17 protein-coding genes are annotated in these 20,841 nt (G+C 52.3%); 11 read left to right on the forward strand and 6 right to left on the reverse strand.

Features of this window, described 5'->3' with window-relative positions; all coding sequences use genetic code 11:
• Positions 1-8 precede the first annotated feature (8 nt).
• Positions 9-563, forward strand: coding sequence for a bifunctional 4-hydroxy-2-oxoglutarate aldolase/2-dehydro-3-deoxy-phosphogluconate aldolase (gene eda / locus CWE23_RS08555; protein WP_126820011.1), 555 nt, complete (start codon positions 9-11; stop codon positions 561-563).
• Between the two features lie 61 nt (positions 564-624).
• Here the strand turns inward: eda and CWE23_RS08560 are convergent, their stop codons facing one another.
• Complete coding sequence (locus tag CWE23_RS08560; RefSeq protein WP_126820012.1) at positions 625-1,464, reverse strand: DMT family transporter; 840 nt, start codon at positions 1,462-1,464, stop codon at positions 625-627.
• A 113-nt stretch (positions 1,465-1,577) separates the two neighbouring features.
• On the opposite strand from CWE23_RS08560, the gene CWE23_RS08565 reads away from it, so the two are divergent.
• Positions 1,578-2,471 carry a LysR substrate-binding domain-containing protein gene (locus CWE23_RS08565; protein ID WP_126820013.1) on the forward strand — a complete coding sequence of 298 codons (894 nt, stop codon included), beginning with the start codon at positions 1,578-1,580 and terminating at the stop codon, positions 2,469-2,471.
• A gap of 12 nt (positions 2,472-2,483) precedes the next feature.
• Here the strand turns inward: CWE23_RS08565 and dbpA are convergent, their stop codons facing one another.
• Positions 2,484-3,875, reverse strand: coding sequence for an ATP-dependent RNA helicase DbpA (gene dbpA / locus CWE23_RS08570; RefSeq protein ID WP_126820014.1), 1,392 nt, complete (start codon positions 3,873-3,875; stop codon positions 2,484-2,486).
• 47 nt (positions 3,876-3,922) lie between these two features.
• Entirely contained in the window at positions 3,923-5,224 is a 1,302-nt protein-coding gene (locus tag CWE23_RS08575; protein ID WP_126820015.1) for a serine hydrolase domain-containing protein, read from the reverse strand.
• 104 nt (positions 5,225-5,328) lie between these two features.
• On the opposite strand from CWE23_RS08575, the gene CWE23_RS08580 reads away from it, so the two are divergent.
• On the forward strand, positions 5,329-5,715 hold the full coding sequence (locus CWE23_RS08580; RefSeq protein WP_126820016.1) for a thiol-disulfide oxidoreductase DCC family protein: 387 nt from the start codon (positions 5,329-5,331) through the stop codon (positions 5,713-5,715).
• On the opposite strand, the gene CWE23_RS08585 is transcribed toward CWE23_RS08580, so the two are convergent.
• Positions 5,712-6,581, reverse strand: coding sequence for a DMT family transporter (locus CWE23_RS08585; protein WP_126820017.1), 870 nt, complete (start codon positions 6,579-6,581; stop codon positions 5,712-5,714). The two genes, CWE23_RS08580 and CWE23_RS08585, sit on opposite strands and share 4 nt — an antisense overlap.
• Positions 6,582-6,778: 197 nt before the next feature.
• Here CWE23_RS08585 and CWE23_RS08590 point away from each other — a divergent pair, with 197 nt between their 5' ends.
• The 7 genes from CWE23_RS08590 to CWE23_RS08620 are packed head-to-tail and all read left to right on the forward strand — an operon-like array spanning position 6,779 to position 16,126.
• Entirely contained in the window at positions 6,779-10,462 is a 3,684-nt protein-coding gene (locus tag CWE23_RS08590; RefSeq protein WP_126820018.1) for an ATP-binding protein, read from the forward strand.
• The gene (locus CWE23_RS08595) at positions 10,459-11,085 is read left to right on the forward strand and encodes a hypothetical protein (RefSeq protein WP_126820019.1); all 627 of its coding nucleotides are present in this window, start codon (positions 10,459-10,461) and stop codon (positions 11,083-11,085) included. The genes CWE23_RS08590 and CWE23_RS08595 overlap by 4 nt, the downstream gene beginning before the upstream one ends.
• Complete coding sequence (locus CWE23_RS08600) at positions 11,086-12,339, forward strand: hypothetical protein (RefSeq protein WP_126820020.1); 1,254 nt, start codon at positions 11,086-11,088, stop codon at positions 12,337-12,339. It abuts the gene before it with no gap.
• Between the two features lie 34 nt (positions 12,340-12,373).
• Entirely contained in the window at positions 12,374-13,201 is an 828-nt protein-coding gene (locus tag CWE23_RS08605; protein WP_126820021.1) for a DUF7281 domain-containing protein, read from the forward strand.
• 31 nt (positions 13,202-13,232) lie between these two features.
• A complete protein-coding gene (locus tag CWE23_RS08610) occupies positions 13,233-13,700 on the forward strand; it encodes a DUF411 domain-containing protein (protein ID WP_105306532.1) in 468 nt (155 codons plus the stop codon).
• A 41-nt stretch (positions 13,701-13,741) separates the two neighbouring features.
• Complete coding sequence (locus tag CWE23_RS08615; RefSeq protein ID WP_105306531.1) at positions 13,742-14,446, forward strand: dUTPase; 705 nt, start codon at positions 13,742-13,744, stop codon at positions 14,444-14,446.
• A gap of 33 nt (positions 14,447-14,479) precedes the next feature.
• The gene (locus tag CWE23_RS08620) at positions 14,480-16,126 is read left to right on the forward strand and encodes a GGDEF domain-containing protein (RefSeq protein WP_105306530.1); all 1,647 of its coding nucleotides are present in this window, start codon (positions 14,480-14,482) and stop codon (positions 16,124-16,126) included.
• On the opposite strand, the gene CWE23_RS08625 is transcribed toward CWE23_RS08620, so the two are convergent.
• Entirely contained in the window at positions 16,123-17,211 is a 1,089-nt protein-coding gene (locus tag CWE23_RS08625; protein WP_126820022.1) for a helix-turn-helix domain-containing protein, read from the reverse strand. The two genes, CWE23_RS08620 and CWE23_RS08625, sit on opposite strands and share 4 nt — an antisense overlap.
• The gene (locus CWE23_RS08630; RefSeq protein WP_241970591.1) at positions 17,132-18,067 is read right to left on the reverse strand and encodes a GGDEF domain-containing protein; all 936 of its coding nucleotides are present in this window, start codon (positions 18,065-18,067) and stop codon (positions 17,132-17,134) included. The genes CWE23_RS08625 and CWE23_RS08630 overlap by 80 nt, the downstream gene beginning before the upstream one ends.
• Before the next feature lie 199 nt (positions 18,068-18,266).
• Here CWE23_RS08630 and CWE23_RS08635 point away from each other — a divergent pair, with 199 nt between their 5' ends.
• On the forward strand, positions 18,267-20,807 hold the full coding sequence (locus tag CWE23_RS08635) for a TonB-dependent receptor (protein ID WP_241970592.1): 2,541 nt from the start codon (positions 18,267-18,269) through the stop codon (positions 20,805-20,807).
• The last annotated feature ends 34 nt before the right edge of the window (positions 20,808-20,841 follow it).

Raw genomic sequence — 20,841 nt, forward strand, 5'->3', positions numbered from 1 at the left:
TAAAACAGATGACATTAACGGCTAAAGATATTTTTGCGCGCGCAACCATCATTCCAGTGATGACCGTGGACAACGTGGAGAGTGCGGTAGAGCTTGGCCGCAAGCTTTACAAACAGGGCTTTGAAGTGCTCGAGGTAACGTTGCGGACGTCGGCGGCAATTCATGCCATCGAAGAAATGCGTCGCGAATTGCCTCACGCGCTGGTGGGGGCCGGCACGGTGCTTAACGACGAGCAACTGCAATCGGTGATTGCCGCCGGCGCGCAATTTGCGATTAGCCCAGGGGCTACTGATGCCTTGCTAAAAGCAGGCGCTGCTGCAGACATCCCATTGATCCCGGGCGTGGCGACGGTGTCCGAGGCTATGAACGGTATGCAGTATGGCTACACAGAATTCAAGTTGTTCCCGGCCGAAGCCGTTGGCGGTGTTAAATTGCTAAAGGCCATCAGCGCACCGCTCGCAGACATCACTTTCTGCCCCACCGGTGGCATCAACGAAGCCAACTATAAAGACTACCTCGCGTTGCCGAACGTAGCCTGCGTCGGCGGTAGCTGGATCATCTGACACTGCGTGCGCCGAAGGCGCACGCTACAATCCGGCTGTTAGCGTGCGCCTTCGGCGCACGTTAGGCTCGCGACTTAAGCGTCAGCAAAGTCAGCGGTACCACAATCAGCAGGCTGCCGATGTAAAAACGGGCGTCAGGCTGTTCGGCGAAGAACAACATACCGAGCAGCACTGCTCCTATCAAGCCGGTGTATTCAGCACTGGTTACCTTATTGCTCTCTGCTGCCCGATAGGCGTAAACGCAAGTCCCTGCATAGATCATGGCGAACAGACTTGAGCCTATCGCAATCATAAAGGTATTCCGATCAAACGCAGCGCCCTCAACGATCGCTAACACAGTAGCGGTCGGGACACCCAACAAATTGGTTAGGTATAAGGTATCGATAATGCCGTGTTCGGTCGGCAGCTTTTTAATCAGCAGGTTGTTCAACGCTAACGTGGTTGCCGCGATCAATGCCGCTAATGCAAAAATATTTGCCGAGGTGGGATTAATGATGACCAGAACACCCACCATGCCAAGCGCGGCGGTCGCCAGCGATAGCACCGTCACCTTTTCCTTGAACAGCCACCGCGCCAACACCACGGTAATGACCGGCGCCGCGTAGAAAATGGCGTTAGCCGTCGCAAGCGGCAACGTGGTCAGGGAAATCACCATAAAAACCGTGCCCAGCAGAAAAATATGCGCGCGCGTTGCGTGCCAACGTAACTTTTTGGGCAACAAAGGGCGCTTGAAAAACAGCATGACCGGTAACAGCATCAATGTGGCACTTAACTGGCGGTACAGCACAAATTGAAAGGGGGCTTCAAAACCGTCCAATAATTTGATCAACGAGTCCGATAGAATCACCACGTTATTGCCCAGCACTAACAGCAAAATAGCCCACACCAATGAACGATCCATAGCCTTACCTCCTTGACTGCACTCACTAGCTCTTGCATGGACCGGTATTTTAGGTCAGCCTAGTTATTAACTAAAATGATATATAATCATTAATGCATGAGGTACTTAGATAGATGAGTTTACCCCTCAGAGCCATTCATTATTTTGTGGAAGTTGCGCGTTGCGAGAGTTTTTCGAAAGCGGCAGCGCGGCTCCATGTTTCGCAGAGTGCAGTAAGCCATCAGGTACGCTTGTTGGAGCAACAGTTAGGGGCCGAGTTGTTTGTCCGGCGAGGGCGGCAAATATTGCTCTCGGCGGTGGGGGAAAGTTATTTTAACGACGTCGCTAACGCGATGAACAGCATCGAACACGCGACCCGCAATCTTAAGCAGGACGACTCACGCCAGTTGCGTCTGGCGGTGCATGGTTCGCTGGCGGTAAAATGGCTGATTCCAGCCCTTGACGATTTTCGTGAACGTTACCCGAATGTCGAGCTGACGCTGCAAATGCTTACTCAGGATGGTCATTTTGACAGTCGGTGGGCGGATTGTTTTATCACAACAATGCCGCCGGGTTCTGGTTTTGTCCGTTACCATTTATACGATGAAACGCTAAAGCCTTATTGTTCCAAGGCGCTTTGGAACGAGGCCAGTCGCCTGACAGAGGTCGCCGAGCTGACGCGTTTCCCGCTGCTGTCAGCGATTTCCGCCTTTGCCAGTGGTCAGCCCGGAACTGACTGGGAGCGCTGGTTTGAAAAAGCGGGAGTGAGGTTACCGCGCACCGCAAAAGTTCATCACTTTAGTCATTTGCTGCTCGCGGCTGAAGCGGCTAAGTACGGACAGGGTATTGCGCTGCTCAATGAGTTTATGACAACCCGACAGGAGCGCGCAGAAAGCCTTTTCGAGTTGCCGTTTCATGGTATTCGGACCGACGATAGTTTTTACTTTGTGTACGCTTCAGCCAGTGGTAAACACCCAGGCTTACGGGCACTCGGCGACTGGCTGGTGGCGTTGTGCAAAAACCGCTGAGAGCGCTTCTGCTCACAGCCGTTTTGCGCGAAAACGTCGGCCTTTGATCTTATTATTAGCGATAAGCTCAAGCGCCTGTGATGCAAGGGCTGTGTTAACGGCGACAAAGGCAAAGGTACTGGCGACCTTTATGCGACCAATATCGGTTGCTTGTAATACATTGTCCTTAGTCAGGGCGCCGACAATATCACCCGGGCGCAATTTGTCTTTCTTGCCGCCACTTATCTGCAGTGTTGCCATGTTCGCGCGCAACGGCTTACCCATGCTCAGCTCAGGCAGCGGCATCAGTGTAATCGGTGCCGTTAAATGGTCTTCCAGCAACCTTAACTTGTAATCATCTTGCGCAGTGACCAAAGTTATCGCCAGACCTTTGTGACCGGCGCGGCCGGTGCGGCCGATACGGTGCGTATGGGTATCGGTGTCATGGGCCATAGCAACGTTGATGACCAAATCCAGTTCAGCAATATCCAGTCCGCGGGCGGCGACATCGGTTGCCACCAGCACCCTTGCGCTAGCGTTGCTAAACTGCACAATGGCTTGAACGCGATCCTTTTGCTCCAGCTCTCCATGCAGCGCCAGGACACTGAATTTACACGCTTTCAGCTCGTCGTAAATGGCATTTACCTGCTTTTTGGTATTACAAAAAACCAGACAGTTTTGCGGCCGATGGTGGCTCAGCAACGCCATCACGGCAACATCGGCATCTGCTTCAGTGGTGAGCGAATAAAAGCGTTGTTCAATGTCCGGCCGGGTCTGTTGCTGTAACGCATTAATGGTGACGGAGCGGTGGGTGACCCGGCGTGCCAGGGCGGCGATATTGTCCGGATAGGTGGCACTGAATAACAGCGTCTGCCGTGCCCTTGGAAGTTGTTCAACAATGGCGTTGAGACTGTCCTGAAAGCCCATTTCCAACATCCGGTCAGCTTCGTCCAGCACCAGCGTCGTTAGCGCGTTCAGTTCCAGGTGCTGTTGTTGAAGGTGATCGAGTACACGACCGGGCGTGCCGACCAGAATATGGGCACCGGAGGCCAGCGAGTTGATCTGCACCCGCGCCGGCTCGCCGCCGCACAAACTGAGCAATTTAACGTTGGCCATGCCCTTGGCGAGACGACGAATCTCATCACCGACCTGATGCGCCAGTTCGCGAGTAGGGCAGAGTACCAGAGCCTGCGGCGAAAAATTTTTGACATCCAGTTTGTTCAGTAACGTAAGGGCAAATGCGGTGGTTTTGCCTGAGCCGGTACTGGCTTGTACCACCGCATCGGTGTTCGCCAGAGTGACCGGTAAACTTAGCGCCTGCACAGGGGTCATGGAGTGGTAGCCAATGTCGTCCAGTTGGGACAACAACGCCGGCGCTAAGCTTAGCTGGTTAAAGCCAATTGATTCAGGGGTCTGTTCGGACATGTTAGATCGCGTATATAAGGAAGGAAACGACCCCTATTGTATCAGTATTACAGCGATAAATCCGACGTTAGCAGCGATTTACCCATTTCCGTGACGCTGCGCGCACGACTGTTTAGGATCACGACGGCTCGCGTGCCCTTATCATTGAAGCCGACAAAGCTGGCAAAACCGGCGGTCTGGCCGTTGTGCCAGATCAGCTGCTGGCCGTCCTGCTGGTCAATCAGCCAACCAAGCGCTTGCTGGCTATTTTCGCCGAGCGTTTCGCGCGGCTTGAGCAACTGTTGTACCAGTTCGCGATGTTGCTCCGCCGGCCGCATTACCGCCTGCACGTAGCGCACCATGTCGTCCAGAGTGGACACCACCGCACCAGCACCGGCCATCGCGTCAAAATGCCAATGAGGCACCGGTTTACCGTCGATGCGGGTGCCCGCTATTAATTGCGGGTTATCCACTGGCTCAAGCGCCAGGTAACTTTGAGACAGACCGAGTTCGGTAAACAGCTTATCCTGCATCAGGTCAGCAAAGGTGGTGTCGTAAACCTTAGCCAGTGTTTCGGCCAACAGACCGTAGCCAAAATTGGAATATTGATAGTTCGCCGGTAGCGACACCGATGCATCCGCAACCGCTTGTTTGAGGTCGGCCATGCCAAAGTCAACGTAAGGGTCGTTGATATTGGTCAGGGTCAGGTTTTCCGGTAATCGCGGTAAGCCGGAATGATGCGTGGCAAGGTCGACAAGACGAATATCAGCAACCTGTTCATTGGCCTCTGGCCAATAAGCCTTCAGGCGGGTATCTTCGGTTATCAGGCCCTTGCTGAGGGCATCCGCCAGTAGCCAGGCAACCAGTGTTTTGCTGACGGAACCAATCTCAAATTGCTTACCGGCTTCGATATTAAACGCGTCTTTGTCAACCTGCCATTGACCATCCGTGTAGGAGACAATGGCAACCGCTACCGGCAATTCCGCTAACGCTTGCTGTGGCGTTTTTACGGCTTGTTGCTGCGCGGGGCATAAGGTTAACTGGTATGTCGCACCCTGGGTAAATTCGCCGGCGTAACACGCATTCTCGTCGCGTTTACCGTTATAGGAAGCCTGAATGGTGGCGGAGCTGAATGACAACTGCTCGGCGTTGATATTGACCTCATCAATGGGAATACCAAAGGCGCCTTGCGCCGGGCTGTCGAGAGTGGCTTTATCCTCGCCCAAATTCAGTTGCAGCGGCAACGAGGCGGAAGCGTTGAGCACTAGCTCGCCCTGATATTGTTGGTGCCGGTATGGTTCTGCGATGTCCTGTGCTGCCAATGCCGTTGGTATCATCAACAACAGGGCAGCGATGTGTTGCTTGCGCATAAAGGTTCGCCTTTTTTATCATTCTGGTGATAACTATAGCAAAAACTTACGTACTAGAAAGTGAACAACATTTGTCAGTAACTTGCGGAGTAACAGACCAACCAATGACACAACTGATTATATTTTACGATGGCGGCTGTCCACTGTGTGTGAAAGAAATGCGCCATTTAAAAAAGCTCGACGAGCGCAATCACATTCAGTTTGAAAACATCAATGAAGCGGACTTTGCTGAGCGCTTTCCGCACGTTAACGTTGACGATGCCAATGCCTACTTACATGGGCAATTTGCCGATGGCCGCATGATTTATGGGCTGGATGTGACACACGCAGCCTGGCGTGAGGTTGGCAAAGGTTGGCTGATAGCACCGTTGCGCTGGCCGGGAATTCGCTGGCTTGCGGATAAAGTCTATCTGGGCTTCGCCAGGCACCGCAATCGCATTTCCCGGTTGTTAACCGGACAGTCACGTTGTTCGCAATGTCGCATCGACTAATGTCGACTGCGACTGGCGTAGACCCCAAGCGCTGTGACGGTGAACAGGATCAAGCTCATCCCGGCAATTTGAATCGGGCGTAAACTCTCGCCCAACAGCACAACGCCAAATAGAGCGGCGCTGACCGGTTCAATGGTGGCGATGATCGAGGCCAGCGCCGGCGGCGTGCGTTTTAGCCCGGTCAGGTAGACCACAAAGGCAACCCCGCCACCGAAGGTGCCCAGTAACGCAAACAGCCACCCGTCACTGGAGGTTAATACCTCGCCCAATTGCAAAGTATCGCTGGCAATGGCCAGTACCGTTACCAGGGTAACAAAAGCGATAGTAAGTATAGCGGGCGCGCTGCCATGGGGTACGGCGTATTTAAAACCAAAGATAAACAGTGCCAATGACAGCCCCGATAATAAGCCGGCAGCGGTTCCCCAGAGCGTGACACCGCTGCCGCCGACATCGTAAACGCGGGTCAATAGCACGACACCTAACAGCACCAGCAGAATCGCACCGTATTTAACCGTTGTAGGGCGTTCAATGCCTAACAGAAATGAGAGCAGGTAGACAAAAATAGGTGCGCAGTACATCAAGGTTGAGGCAACGGCGACACTGCTTTCGACGATACTGTAAAAATAAAAGGCGAAGTTGCCGGCGATGCCCAACCCGGCCAGCACTCCCCAGAACCATAGCCGAGATTTACGTAAACCGGAATAACGGGGGCGAAGACAAAGCCAGCCGAGGATAAACACCAGTCCGATGGCACCGCGATAAAACGACACCACCAGTGGATCCCAGCCATTGCCGGTAAGTATCCCGGCAATACCACCGGAAACTCCCCAAAACAGCGCCGCCAGCGCGACCAGCTTGATGCCCATACAACACCTCGGTAGCGCGTATTAGCCATACGCGTTGTCGTGTATCAGTGTGTGTACCTCAAACGGTAGTAGCACAAACGCGGTTACTCAAGCTTCGCAGCGCGACATACGTCAGCGTTCCGGCGGATGCCTCGCCGGAACGATTAGGTTATACTTGTTCGTTGCTGGTGGAAACGATAAGAACAATAGGGAATCACATGGCGAAACTGCTGAAAATTATCATGATTAACGGCCATTTGCCCGGAGTGGTCGAGCTTGAACTTGATGGTCATACCAACATTTGCGGCAGTAACGCATCGGGTAAAACCACGTTGCAGCGGATGATACCGGTGTTCTATGGCGAATTACCCAATCGGGTAGTGCCGAAAACCCGGCTCAACTTCGATAAATACTATCTACCGTATAAAAACAGCTATGTGATTTATGAATACCAGCGCCCCGCTAACGGACTGGCGCAGGTGGTACTGAGCAAACGCGCTGACGGCGTTGATTATCGTTTTGTGGATTGCGGCTATCAGGCAGAACACTACCTGTATGAGAAACAGGACGGTATGGTCGCGCGGGAATACAACGACTGGGCGCAGGAGATGCGTGGCCGCGGCATCGACATCAGCGCCAAAATTTCCAGCACCACCGAGTACCGCAATATCATCCTCAACGACATTAAAAACGATCGCAGTAACCGCAGTGACAGCCTTAAATACCGCCAGTTGGCGGCACGTTACGGGCTGGCCAACGACGGCTTCCGTTTACGTCATATTGAGAAGCTGGTGTCTGCCGTACACGCCAAAGAAGGCAAAATGGATACCCTCAAAAGTATGCTCGCGGCCATTTTGGAAGAGGACGGGTACGGGCGTCCGGACAATACCTTTACCGGCGAAAAGATCCGCGCCTGGCTGCGCGACATGAAGCAGTTTTTAAAAGTGGAAGGGCTACAAAAAAGTCTTGCAGACATCGAGCGGCTCAGTGGCGAACGCACGCACACACTGGAACAGCTGTGGCATTTAAAAGCGGTTGTCGAGAAGGACTTTAGTGAACAAAAACGGCTAAAGGCGGATACCGAAGCGGCAATTAACACGCTGAAGTGCGACATTAACGACGCGCAGGTGGCTTATGAGAGCGTGCGTACTGAGCTGCGCGAGCGTAAGAGTGATGCCGAATCCGATCTGAAAAAATGTGAAGAACAGCTTAATGACGCTCAGCAACAGTACGACAACTACCGCGATAACGATATCGAGCGTCTCGGACGTGAGCTTGAAGCCTTGCCTGAGCGCCGCAATGAGTTACAGGGGCTGGAGCAGCACCACGCCACGATGATGGATGCGCATAAGGATGAAGAGCAAAAGCTGCAAAGTCACAAACTGGCCATTAAAGAAGAACTTGAGCAACTTGGCGCGAAACTGCGCGAAAAAATTGAACAAAAGACCGCCCAGAAAACCGCGGTGATGCAGCAAGAGCTTGATGCCTCGAAACAGCTGAATCAGCAGTTGCAACAACAACAGCAGGCGGTTCGCGAACAGTACGAAGCACAACTTGAACAACAACAAAATGAATTAGCCACGAAACGGGCGCAACGTGAGTTATCAACCCTCAGTGACAATGAGCGCAATGACAGGCGCATCGCGGAAGAGCGAGTTGATCAAGCCCAGGAAAAACTGAACGCGCATCAGCAGGTTGTTAGCCAACAACAAGAGTTGTTGAACGTTGCACTGCGTGAGCGGGAACGACTTGATAGTCAGTTAAAAGAGGCTCGCACGCAGGTTGCCCAAGCCGAACAACAGATCGAAAAACTGCAGCAACGCTTGCAACCGGCTGCCGGCAGTTTGCGGCAGTTTTTAACGCAACATGTTGAACAGTGGGAACAGTCCTTTGGCCGCGTGATGGCGGAACCGTTGCTGCAACGCACCGATTTAATGCCAAGACGGGTGTCAGACAATAATCGTCAACAGTTGTTTGGCATTGAGATTGATTTGCACGCCATCGAACTGCCTGAATATGCAGCCAGCGAAGAGCGTTTACGCGAGCAGTTGGAACTGGCGACTGAACAATGGCAACAACAGCAAGAGCAACTGAAAAAAGCCGATAAAGCCTTTACTGATGCCGTTGAACACGCCAAAGCGCAGCAACAGGCGTTAGATGCTGCTAAGCAACAACAACGCCAATTAAGCAGCGACGTTGACTACGCCCGAGATAACAAGGCGCGCTTGGCACATACTCAGCAAAAGCTTGAACAACAACGCAAACAGCAACTACGCCAGCGTATTGAGGAATTGGAGCGCGAGCTTGAACAAACCAAAGCACAGCGCAGCGAAACACTGGCCGAGTTACAAGCGGATCACAACGCTCGTGTGCTCGAAGTCACTGCTGAGTTTCAGGAAAAAGCGCAATTACTGCAGGAAGCCATCGATGATCTTAATGCTGAGCTTGGTCGCAAACAGGACGCCGCCCAGCAAAAAATTAAGCAACTGGAGCAGGCGTTCAGTGAGAAACTCGCAGATAAAGGGGTTGATGAAAATAAACTGCGCGAGATTAAACAGCAGATATCTCAGTTACAAAAACACATTCGTGATACTGACGGTCGTCGTGATGAGTACAGTGAATACCAAACCTTTATGCGAGTAACTTGGGAGAAACAACGGCCGCAGTGGCTCGAGCAGGAGCAGCAGGCAAAGGCTGAACTGCGCCAAGTCAGCCGTCAACTTGAGCAACACGAAAGTCAGTTTAAAACGCGGCAACAGCGGTTAAAAACCAACTTACAGGCGTTAAAGGACAAATTCGAGAACACTGAAAAAGTGGTTCTTGACTTGCAGTCGCTGGTGCAGCGTATGGTCGACTTGCCCGCAGCAGTAAACCCGCCAGCGCCTGACATTGCCGCTCAGGGTGACGTCAGCGAACATTTAGGCCGTAGCTATAAGTTACTGGATGACTTAACAAAGCTCGACAAACGTTTAGAAGCTGACATTGCGGCGTTACAAACCCATTTACGCGCCGACGCCGACCCCCAGTTTTTGCGCTTTATTGACCAGTCTTTAGCGCAGCAAGGCGAAGCGCCGGATCTGCACGTGCAGGTGAATACCCTCAGTGAGTTGCTGAAAGTGTTAGAGGGTAAACGGGAGCAAACCATTGATCAGGGTAAAACCATTGGTAATGGTTTATTTAAGTTCTTCACGGTGTTTAACGACATTCACAAACGCGTGGGGGATTATAGTCGCCGTTTAACACAAGCGGTTACTGATGAATTAACACTGGATGGCATTGACAAAGCCGAAGTCAAAATCAGTTCTACCATCGACGAACTGAGTTTCTGGCAGCCGTTGAAACAGATGACTCAGCATTATCGACAATGGATTGAGTCAGGTGAACTAACGCCGCCGAACGAGTATATCGAGCATCTCACCGATGTCGCCGAGTTGTTAAAAGCCAATCAAGAATACAGTATTGAGTCGTTGATTAAGTTGCAGTTGAACTTGGTTGAAAACGGTGAGCCTGTGGTTATCCGAAACGATCGGCAACTGACGGATTCGTCCAGCCATGGCATGGCGTACCTGATTCTGTGTAAATTTCTGTTAGCCTTTACCCGCTTGCTGCGCCCCGACCAAGCGGGCGTCACTATCCATTGGCCGATTGACGAGATAGGCACACTGGCGTACCACAATGTGGAAAAGCTTTTTGTGGCCTGTGATCACAACAATATCGATATCGTCGGCGCATTTCCAAATCCGGAATCGGATGTGCTGCTGCTCTTTAAACACCGTTACTTGATTGAGCCGCACAAGGAATTTGCCAATAAAGGCCAACTTAAGCGCATTAAACCGCGGATATCAGAATTGAGCCAGAAACTGCAGTCGCTGCAACAGCAAACCAAGGAGGTTAACGCATGATTTCACCGGTATACGGACCGTTAATCGAAAAGCTGTTGGCTGGCGAATTTATTTGTGCGATTACCGACGAGGCGCATTTTACCAAACTGCAGGATGAGCAAACCCGTGACAACATAGACGCCTATCTGAAACCATTAAACCGGCGGCTGGCAGCGAATGATGAGGGCAGTGTGTATTTTCTCGCCTATCGCGACCTTGATGACGATGCCCGCGAGTGCCTCAAACAACAGCTCAGTGTGGTAATGGGCTCGATGCTTCCCTTGCTCGAATGGTTAACCTATATTCAGGAAGCCATGGGTAGTGACGGCATTTTAACCGCCGGCGACACCCTTAAACTGCAGGAACTGACGGTAAAAACCGAGGACAACCCAAGTCTGCGACAACGGCTGCAAAGCCTCGCTAATGACCGCTTTTTTAACTCACAGTCGGACGCTGTTGACGGCCAGGCTAAACAAGTCGCTAAACGCCTTGTCGAGCACGGCTATTTGTTGCAACCGCACACTAACCGGCTTTATTTTATCGTCACCGGAAAGATCGATTACCTGCTGGAATTGGTTCGCTTTATCAAAGATGAAGAAAACATTCCGCTCGATGAAACCACAAGCCAGGCGGAGCTGCTGTAAATGGCCCAGACAAACGACGAACAGCTGTTAAGCAATGTGTTCGACGTCGGTGTTGAACGCCTTAAACTGATCGGCAACCACGCCCAAGTGTTAATGCAGGGGTATTTGAGCGGTGGCATTGAGGCCTCGGCTTTGAGTGAGCAAGCGCTTAAAAAACTCATTAACGCCCGGGTCATTTATCAGCCCGACGACAGCCATGAACTCAAGTTGCGCCACCCGGTAACACAACTTATCGCAGCGATGGTTACCGACGAAAGCCGACGTCAGGTGAATGCCGACATCGCTGATAAATTGCAAAGCATTCGCGGTTTTGTGCAGGGGTTTCGCGAAGCTCAGCGCAGTGGTGATGTGATACGCGCCGATAACCAGCTACAACGTACCGAAGAGGCCGTCTACGATCTGACGTCACAGTTTGAAGAAGCGATCTTCAGCCTCTGGCATCGACTGAATTCGAACTTTGGCTTTGTCAGTAATTTAAGCGATAAAATCCGCGAAAATAGCCGGGCGCAACAGCAAATAAGACGCTTGATCGAAGGTTTGTCGTTGATCGACTTTGATGAATTGATCGAATTGGCCGAGGGTAATCCGACCCTGCGTAAGCTCCTGGTGACTAAGTTGCAAGCGCAGATAAACGGCCATCATGGCAGCTTATTAGAAGTACAAAAGCGTCTGGTGGAACTGATGACACGGTTTCGTGAGCAACAGGAACGCAGCTTACTGGTGACGCGTATGGCGGGCTTTTTGCGTGAGCATCCGGGCTTTACCGTCGGCGACTATGCCTACCGTAGCCGGGTACCAACGCTGATAAACCAGGCTACCGCCATTATTCCGGCCGCAGCCGTAGCATTGGATCGTCGCGATCAGCACACTGATATTGCGTCTATGGTACATGGCCTTTATAAAGAACTGGCCATAAGAGCCAAAACCAATGACGCTGATTCAAACACTCAAGCGGTGGATAACCGTGAGCAACAGCAAGCGGTCGAGGCGCGACAACAGCAACTCAAACACGACGCCATGCAGTATTTTATTGCCGTTTGTGACAGCGAAGCACCGCTCTCGGCGCTGGACTATCTGTACCAGCAGTCACTTGAATGGCCTGCCGAGGCCTGGCTGTTCCAGGTGATTGGTGAATACAACAGCTTGCCGCGCCACGAACAAAAGCTCTTTAACATCGAGCGCAGTGAACAGCCGCTAAGTCGTTATAATCAGGTCATCGTCATCGAAGACATCACCTTGAGTTTTAACACCTAGCTTGCCCCCTTGGCGCAAATATGGAGCGATCGCGATGAGTGATAACCTAACGCCGAAACAACGACAACGGCTGCGCACCATCAATGATAAATTGCGTTACAGCATGGAACTGACATGCCGACTTAATGCAACGGATAAGGAACTGCTATCGTGGTGTGTGGAACACGACCTCATTAGCGCCGCCGCGGCAGAGGCGCCGGTATTTGTTTACACAAACATGTTGTTGAAACAAATCAACAATCGGTTAGCGCAACTCGGTGTTGCGCCTTTTACCGCGGATCAGAGCGTCAGTAGTCTGCAACAAGCACAGCAGGGCGGTGCTGAGGTTAAGTCCATTCGTCAGCAACCTCGTGCGAATCGTATTCTGACGGCGCAACGTGTCGGCTCGTATTGGCAGATTATTGATCTGGATTACCGTTCAGTTGAGCCGCAGCAATATCGCGAAATCATCGTGGTTGAAAACCTGGATTGCTTTTACCAGCTCAACGACTTTGAACTGCCCATTACCGCACAGTCTTTGATTGTTTACCGGGGGGACAGCGTCTACGGTAAAGGACGGGCTGCCTTATTATCACAATGGCGGAAAAGCGGTAAGCCATTAAAGTATTTTGGGGATCTGGATATTAAAGGCTTCCATATTGCCCAAAGCGAAGGGTTTTCGCATATCGCTGCACCGGCATTGAGTTGGTTTGCGCAGCAGGCATCAGTACAGGCGTTTAACATTGACCAGGCGAACCTTTTAAAGGCGCTGGAAACAACCGGAGAAGCCGGCCGCTATCACAAGGTGTTGCATGAACAGCGGGCATTGCTGCAACAATGGTTACAAGGCGTGCCATTGCTGTGGGTCGAAACGAACGGGTAAGATAACCGCAAGGTTTTAACGAGAGGTCAGTATGAAAAAACAAACGTTGATGGCAGCGCTGGCGTTGCTACCGGGTATGGCGATGGCCACCGGATTATCACTGACGGTGCACAAAAGCCCGACCTGTGGCTGCTGCGTTAAGTGGATTGAAAGTTTTCACGATGGGGTAACCATCACCGAGCAAAATCATCAGGACATGAGCCCTGTCAAGGCCGAGTATGGCATACCGCAGCAGGCTGCATCATGCCATACCGCAGTTGATGACAAGGGTTTTGTATACGAAGGCCACGTGCCGCCGAAACTGGTTGAAGCCTACGCCGGCGGCGAGCGCAGTGCCAATGGCAAAGGCCTGGTGGTGCCGGCTATGCCGATCGGTTCGGTCGGTATGGATTATGACGAACGCTTCCAGCCCTACGTGGTTTATGAATTACTGGAAGACGGCAGCGGTCGGGTTTATGCCGAGATCGATTCAAAAGAAACACAAGCCCAGTGGCGTTAACGCCATCTCAAACACGATAACAACGAATAAAGGATGTATGGATGTCACAAGACACGCAGTTTTCGCCGAATCAGGCCCAGCAAATCGTCAGGTTGCAAACGCAGTTTAACCAGGGACTTGACGCTAATTGGCCGCACGCACCGACATTGCCCCGAGATGATATGGCGGCGGTCATTGTTGAGTTGGGCGAGCGCTATGATCACCTCGGTTATAAATGGTGGAAAAAACAGACGCCGGATCATGAACAAGCCAATATGGAACTCATCGACGTCCTGCATTTTGCGTTGTCCGACGTTATCGAAGTGCTGGCGCAGGAAGGCAGTGACAACCCGCTGGAGCGAGCCGCTGAAAAGCTGCTTGAAGCCAGCGTTAAGGCCAATGCGGAGCACGCCCGTAACGCCAAGTGGCTGTTACGTCATACCGCGCTTGAGGGACGTCCCGAACTTGATCGTCCGTTGTGCTTTGGCAACGAGTCTTTGGCGCAACTGCTGAGCATGCTTTACCAAGCCTACGGCAGTGCCGAAGCGGTCTATGTCAGTTACGTTGGCAAAAACGCATTGAACCATGTGCGTCAGCAGCGTGGCTACAAAGACGGTACCTACATCAAAATGTGGCAAAATGAAGAAGACAACGAGGTGATGGTGCGGTTATTATTGAACAGTGACTCGATATTAAACAGTCAATCGCCATTGGATGACGCTGTCGCACTATTATTGGCACACTACGACAGCCACGTGGCGCGTTAGACGGCACAATGTTATGACCTAAGGCGGTAAACCATGGAGAAGCAGGTTGCAACGGACTCTGCGTCAGAACTCAATGAATTGGTTCATGACATTCCTGCCATTGTTTATCGCCTGGCGTTTGGGCACCCCAGTCTCGGCGCTTCGATATCGGCAGACGTGCAGCGCACATTGGGTTACAACCCGACTGAACTGGATGATCTGGAACAGTGGTGGTTTGACAATATCCATCCGGTTGACCGTGAGCTTGCGTTAAAAAAGTTTCAAGTATGGTATGAAAACGGTGCTGACGGCGTACTGCGTCGAGAGTATCGTTTTCGGCATCAGAATGGCGGCTATTTATGGGTCGAAGATAGCCTTCGCCAGCAACATGCGGTGTCTCAATCCGTGCAGTTTTACGTCGGTATCCTGGTTGTCATTGATGCTGAAGTAAAAGCCCGCTCACGCATACAGCACCTTACTGAGGTGGCTCCGGGAGCGTTCTTTCAACTGCAAATTGTCTCGCCGACAGAGTTCTATTTTCCCTACGTCAGTCATCAGGTGAATGAACTGCTTGAGCTTAGCCCCTTGCAGTTAAAAGAAGAGGGTGCGGTATTGCTCGAGAGAGTGCATGCGGACGATGCCAAAAGCTTGTTGCAGAGCTTTGCTGATGCAAGCACCTCAGCGCAAACCATTGTGTGTGAGTTCCGGGTGGAAGTCGGTGGCCAGATCAAATGGCTGTCGATGCATGCCGCCGCCGAGCAACATCTCACTGATGTCAGCTCTTGGTACGGAATACTGACCGACGCGACACAACGCAAGACCATCGAAAAAGAAATGCAGCAGGCCTACGATGACCTGCGCCTGGCACAGGAGGTTGGGCGTGTTGGACACTGGAAGCAAAACGTCGAAACCGGTGAGCTGATGTGGTCTGACATGATTTATCAGATTCTTGGATTGGACCCAAATAAGGTTTCCCCCTGCGTTGAACTGTTTAATGAGCTGGTACACCCGGACGATCTGGACACGGTTTTGCACCATGAAAAGACCGCCATTGAAGAGGGTGTGCAAGGTTATCAGCACCGTATTCGACATGCCGACGGTCACTATATCTGGGTTGAGGAATACGCCACACCGCAGGCCGATGGCGTTACCTTGATTGGCGCGGTGCGAGATATCAGCGAGCAAAAAGCACTCGAACTTAAACTAAGAAAGTTGGTGGCTACCGACGATATGACCGGGTTGTTTAACCGGCGCTTTTTCTCGGATCAGGTAGAGCGAGCCTTAGCCGATGCCAAACGGCACGGTACACCGTTGTCCCTGATTATGGTCGATATCGACTACTTTAAGCGGGTTAACGATACCTATGGCCATCCGACGGGCGATGACGTCATCATTGCGATGGCTCAACTGCTGAAACGCGGAACCCGGGTCAGTGATTGTTGCGCCCGTATCGGCGGCGAAGAGTTCGCGATTCTGCTACCGGAGACAACGTTATCGCAGGCAGAGCAAATAGCCGAGCAGTTGCGTGCTAACATCGAACAAACCCCGATCGCCGTGCAAGGAGGCCAGTCGTTATCGATAACGGTTACAGCTGGTATCGCCACCGCTGAAGCCGGCGATAGTTGGACCCAGTTGCTTGGGCGCGCCGATAAAGCACTTTATCGCGGTAAACAATCCGGCCGTAACCGGGTGCACCGTTAACTGAGCAGGCGTTGGCGTAATTGGTCCGGTGCCAGCCCAAGCCAGCGTTTACAGGCGCGCCGAAAATTGTTGGGGTTACTGTAACCGAGTTGCTGCGCAAGTTCGCTGTTGGTGCCACCGGGTTGCTGCAACAAATCCAGCAGTTTATACAACCGCACTTGATCATAAAACACCTGATACGACTGACCAAAACTGGCGAATAGGCGTTTGCAGGATGATACGCTAAGCCCCATGGCCATTGACAACTCGCTTAATGAGACATCGTCCGAGCGGTTCAGCCGCAACAACACGTAGCGAAAAATACGTTCAAATTGTGCGGGAGCTGCTAAAGACTGCCGTTGTATTTGACAGAAATAGCGGGCTTGTTTTAGTTGCCCGGGCTGCACCGTTCGGCTCTGATTCAATTGTTGGCGGGGGATTACCAGGCGGGGGATCTCGCGCACATGGGTCTGTACTCGCCACTTTTGCCACACCGGCAGGGGAGAGATATCCGGCGGTAGGTGCAAACACCAATGATGAAGATCATGACCACGCAGCTTGGCAATGGACACCATCAAGGCAATGGTCAGTTTTATGCTGGCACGCCGCGCCGCCGCCGTCATTTTGTTACGGCTTCCCGAAAAGGGAATGATGTCGAGGACAAGATCGTCCGTCCGCCGATGCGGTAACACCACCACGTTGGGGAGCACCAGATCGCGGTAGCGATAACCGTATTTAAGCGCATCAGCAAGACTGGCGGCCTGCAAACTCAACTCCACCAGTGGGTTGAGTGCCGTCTGACAAAAGGTCTCGGCCAACAATTGCCATATCTGTGGCTCATTAACCCGGCATTCAACCTGCCCCAGTAATTGTTGCAACTGGTAATGGGAAATGCGGTAGTCAGCCGTTTTTATGTCGTCGTAATAGGGAGGTAAGTCCCGCAGCAACTCATGAGTGTTGATACCCCGCTGCCGCAGCAGCGGCTGCAGAGCTGCCAGCCACGGTTTAGCGTACAGCAGCGGTGCGTTAAGCGCGCGCCCGGGCTGCACGTGTAATCCCTCGCTGGACGTCGGCACTGGTGTGTGCGGCGGCTTCAGTAAGCGCATTAAGAGCCTGTTCTGCGCTGTGTTCTTTTACTTCGTGCAAAGTAACCTGACAACCCAGATAAGCGGGCGTATTCAGTTCACTGGTAATGGCGTTAGGTAACCCCGCCAGCAGTTGGCGAGCGTGTGCGTAATCGGTATTTGGCAACAGAATCAGAAAGCGGTCGCTGTGTTCGCGGCAGACGCAATCGCTGGGCCGCAGCAACAATGAAATCAATTCGCTGACGTGATGCAACAGCTTATCACCGGCGTGGCTGCCATAGCTTTGATTAAAGCGAGAAAAACAGATCAGGTTAACGTGAGCGATACACAATGGTTGTGCCGATTCTGCGGCATGAGAGATTTCGCGTTGCAGTAAATAATGGAAATAGCGTGCGGTATACAGCGTCGTCAGTGGATCCAGCCATTGGTGTTCGCGCAACACTTTTTCCCGTGTTGCCAGTTGCCGAGTAACCAGCAGGTGTTCTTTGCGCCATTCCAGTGCGCCGATGGCGATTAACATCAGGCCCAGCGGCTGAGGCAGCGATTCGAGCCAGCTTACCAGGCGTAAATCGTCGGGGTAGTGAACAAATTCATCAAGTAGGTCAAGACTCAGGGAAAATACCAGAATGAGGCCGCCGCTGTAAAAATGATCCGTCACCCGCCCCTGCGGGCGTGTTGATACCATCAATAGCAAACCAAGCACCGCAAGTATCAGGGTTGATGCTTCACCGAGCACATCATAAAAATCAATGATTACCAGCGCTTTGGCGCTACCTAACTGATAGCTGATCAGCACCGCCAGAGCCATCACCAGAACCATTAATGCCACTCTCCAGTGAGCCAACTGTGTTATCCATGATGGTTGTTTCGTATACACCTCGGGCTCCGTTAACCGTGCAAAACTGCTGTAACCATAACCTGCGTTAATGACAAAGCGGTGACACCCTGATGGCAGGATTGAGCTAATACGACCCGAATCAGAACAGCTCGGAATGGCTAACCGGCAACCGTTGTAGTGTCATGAAAGCCGCCTAGGGTAGCAAGCGTTAACCCAAACAACTCAGGTGAGGATGATCATGAAAACGTCGTATTTGGCCTATGCCATTGCCGTGTCCTGTGCAGCGACAGGAACCGCGCAGGCCGCTATGCAGCAAAACGAAACACAACAAAGCTCCGAAGCCGAGCAGAAGGTGCTGGAAGAGGTGGTGACCATAGGTTACCGAGACTCGGTTAAGCGGGCCGTTCAGCAGCAGCGCGAATCAGGCGGAATCATTAACGTGCTGAAAAAGGACGACATGGGAAAACTGCAGGATGACAGCGTCAGTGACGCCTTGCAGCGCATTCCCGGTTTATCGGTGGAGCGCGATCAAGGCGAAGGCCGCTTCATCCGCATTCGTGGCCTGGCGCCGGATCTTAACTCGGTGTCCTACAATGGCACCGTTTTGGCTGCGCCTGAGGCCGGTCGCCGTGCGGTAGCGTTAGATGTTATCCCGTCGGACTTACTGGAATCGGTGGTGGTGAATAAAACGCTGACGCCGGACATTGCTGCCGGTAGCCTCGGTGGCAACATCGAACTGAAAAGCATGACCGCCTTTGATCGTGACGGAGCGTTCTACTCATTGGGCGCGGATCTGGGTTACAACCAGCAGGCGTCAGAAACCAACCCTAAAGTTTCTGGTGTAATCAGCAATACGTTCGATATCGGCGGCAACGACGACAGTTTTGGGGTTGCCTTCGCCGGTAGCCATCAGGAACGCTCGTTTACCACGGATAATGTCGAAACCGGCGGTAACTGGGACTTTGATGAACCGGGTCTGGAAGAGTTTGAACAACGTGCCTATGCCGTCACTCGTGAACGGACAGGCTTAGCCCTAAACCTCGACTATCGGCCAACTGAAAATGCCGAGTATTACCTACGCACGCTCTACAGTGAGTTTGCTGACACTGAAATCCGTCAAGGCATCATTACTGAATTTGCCGATCCTCTGGCTGAAGGCTCAACCGGGGCCGGTGAGGTGGTGCGTGAACTGAAGGATCGCACAGAAACCCAGAAAATTCAGGCCTATGTACTGGGTACGGAACAACGCATGGGTGACTGGCAACTGACGGTGGAAGCGGGCACCAGTGAAGCCAGCGAGTCACAGCCCTTTGCCATCGGTGGCGCTCAGTTTGTGCAGGAGTTTGACGACGGCCTCGGCTATCGTGGGGTGAAAAAACTGCAGTTGCTGGCACCGGATACGGCTTATCAGACCGGCGGTTATGACATAGACGAAGTTGAAGTTAGCGACGCCTATACTGAGGAAACCGAAAGCAATGCGAAAGTGGACATTGCTTACGACTGGATGCAGCCAAGCTATCAGGCGACTTTTAAAGCCGGGGTAAAAGTCAGCCAACGGGAAAAAACCGCCCGTGAAGACATATACATCTACGAGGACTTTGCGGACTTAGGGGTGAGTGGGTTAACTCTCGCGGATTATCAGACGGGTGAGGTTGATTACGGGCTCGATCGCTTTGGGCCGGGTATCAATGCCGGTGCTTTGTGGCAGATGTTGGAACCGCTGGAGCGGGATGAATTCTTCGACGAGGTAGAATCGCGTATTGCCAGTTATGGCATCGAAGAAGACATCAGTGCCGGTTATTTTATGTTTGATATCGGAGTTGATCGTTGGCAGATCATCGCCGGTGCGCGCTATGAACATGAAAAGCGCAGCGCAAACGGCAGCCGTTATAACGATGAAACCGAAACCTTTACCCCGGAATACGCAGAATTCAGTGACGCCAACTGGCTACCGAGCCTGGTTACACGCTATGACGTAACTGATGCCACTATCCTGCGTATGGCCTACAGCACCGGCCTGGTGCGTCCAAACTTCGAACAGGTACGGCCAAGTTACTTCCTGGAAAACGACGACGGCGACTTAAAGTCTGAGTTTGGTAACCCGGCACTGCAACCGCTGACCTCGCAAAACCTTGATCTGGGTGTCGAGCATTATGATGAGTCATTGGGTGTGGTATCGCTGATGGCGTTTTATAAGGACATTGAGAATTTCGTTTATGAGGCGGATCTGGCAGGTCGTCCGGGTTATGAAAACTTCGACGAAGCGGTGACCTTCATCAATGGCGATGACGCTTATCTGTATGGCCTGGAGCTGAACGTGGTGCACCAATTATCGGGCTTCAATAACTGGCTGGATAACGTCCTCATCAGCAGCAACGTCACCCTGACCGACTCGGAAGCCACGGTCGACTGGCTGGATGACGGGCAACTGCAAACCCGTGACATTGCGTTACCCAGTCAGTCAGACACCACCGCCAACCTGGCACTGGGTTATGAAACCAATCGCCTAAGCCTGCGTCTGGCCGCTAACTATAAGTCGGAGTACCTGGCGGAGCTGGGCGACGTTGAGGACAGCCGCTACGACATCATGGAAGACGATAACCTGACCGTCGACTTCTCGGCGAAATGGGTCATCAATGACAACCTGAATGTCAGCTTCGCGGCCAACAACCTGACCGACGAACCTTTCTATGTGTACACCGGCCAGCGTCGTTATAACGCGCAATACGAGCGCTATGGCCGTAGCTACACCCTGGGTATTCAACTGATCAACTGGTAAATGAACGACATTATGACAAACCGATTAGGAAAAA

Source organism: Idiomarina aquatica, assembly GCF_003987185.1.
Taxonomy (GTDB): Bacteria; Pseudomonadota; Gammaproteobacteria; order Enterobacterales; family Alteromonadaceae; genus Idiomarina; species Idiomarina aquatica.

What these genes read in the sequence shown, in the direction of transcription:
- CWE23_RS08565 (WP_126820013.1), top strand. Translation starts at nt 1,578, where the DNA reads ATGAGTTTACCCCTCAGAGCCATTCATTATTTTGTGGAAGTTGCGCGT.
- CWE23_RS08620 (WP_105306530.1), top strand. Translation starts at nt 14,480, where the DNA reads ATGGAGAAGCAGGTTGCAACGGACTCTGCGTCAGAACTCAATGAATTG.
- dbpA (WP_126820014.1), bottom strand. Translation starts at nt 3,875, where the DNA reads ATGTCCGAACAGACCCCTGAATCAATTGGCTTTAACCAGCTAAGCTTA.
- CWE23_RS08610 (WP_105306532.1), top strand. Translation starts at nt 13,233, where the DNA reads ATGAAAAAACAAACGTTGATGGCAGCGCTGGCGTTGCTACCGGGTATG.
- eda (WP_126820011.1), top strand. Translation starts at nt 9, where the DNA reads ATGACATTAACGGCTAAAGATATTTTTGCGCGCGCAACCATCATTCCA.
- CWE23_RS08615 (WP_105306531.1), top strand. Translation starts at nt 13,742, where the DNA reads ATGTCACAAGACACGCAGTTTTCGCCGAATCAGGCCCAGCAAATCGTC.
- CWE23_RS08605 (WP_126820021.1), top strand. Translation starts at nt 12,374, where the DNA reads ATGAGTGATAACCTAACGCCGAAACAACGACAACGGCTGCGCACCATC.
- CWE23_RS08635 (WP_241970592.1), top strand. Translation starts at nt 18,267, where the DNA reads ATGAAAACGTCGTATTTGGCCTATGCCATTGCCGTGTCCTGTGCAGCG.
- CWE23_RS08585 (WP_126820017.1), bottom strand. Translation starts at nt 6,581, where the DNA reads ATGGGCATCAAGCTGGTCGCGCTGGCGGCGCTGTTTTGGGGAGTTTCC.
- CWE23_RS08575 (WP_126820015.1), bottom strand. Translation starts at nt 5,224, where the DNA reads ATGCGCAAGCAACACATCGCTGCCCTGTTGTTGATGATACCAACGGCA.
- CWE23_RS08595 (WP_126820019.1), top strand. Translation starts at nt 10,459, where the DNA reads ATGATTTCACCGGTATACGGACCGTTAATCGAAAAGCTGTTGGCTGGC.
- CWE23_RS08590 (WP_126820018.1), top strand. Translation starts at nt 6,779, where the DNA reads ATGGCGAAACTGCTGAAAATTATCATGATTAACGGCCATTTGCCCGGA.
- CWE23_RS08625 (WP_126820022.1), bottom strand. Translation starts at nt 17,211, where the DNA reads ATGCGCTTACTGAAGCCGCCGCACACACCAGTGCCGACGTCCAGCGAG.
- CWE23_RS08600 (WP_126820020.1), top strand. Translation starts at nt 11,086, where the DNA reads ATGGCCCAGACAAACGACGAACAGCTGTTAAGCAATGTGTTCGACGTC.
- CWE23_RS08580 (WP_126820016.1), top strand. Translation starts at nt 5,329, where the DNA reads ATGACACAACTGATTATATTTTACGATGGCGGCTGTCCACTGTGTGTG.
- CWE23_RS08560 (WP_126820012.1), bottom strand. Translation starts at nt 1,464, where the DNA reads ATGGATCGTTCATTGGTGTGGGCTATTTTGCTGTTAGTGCTGGGCAAT.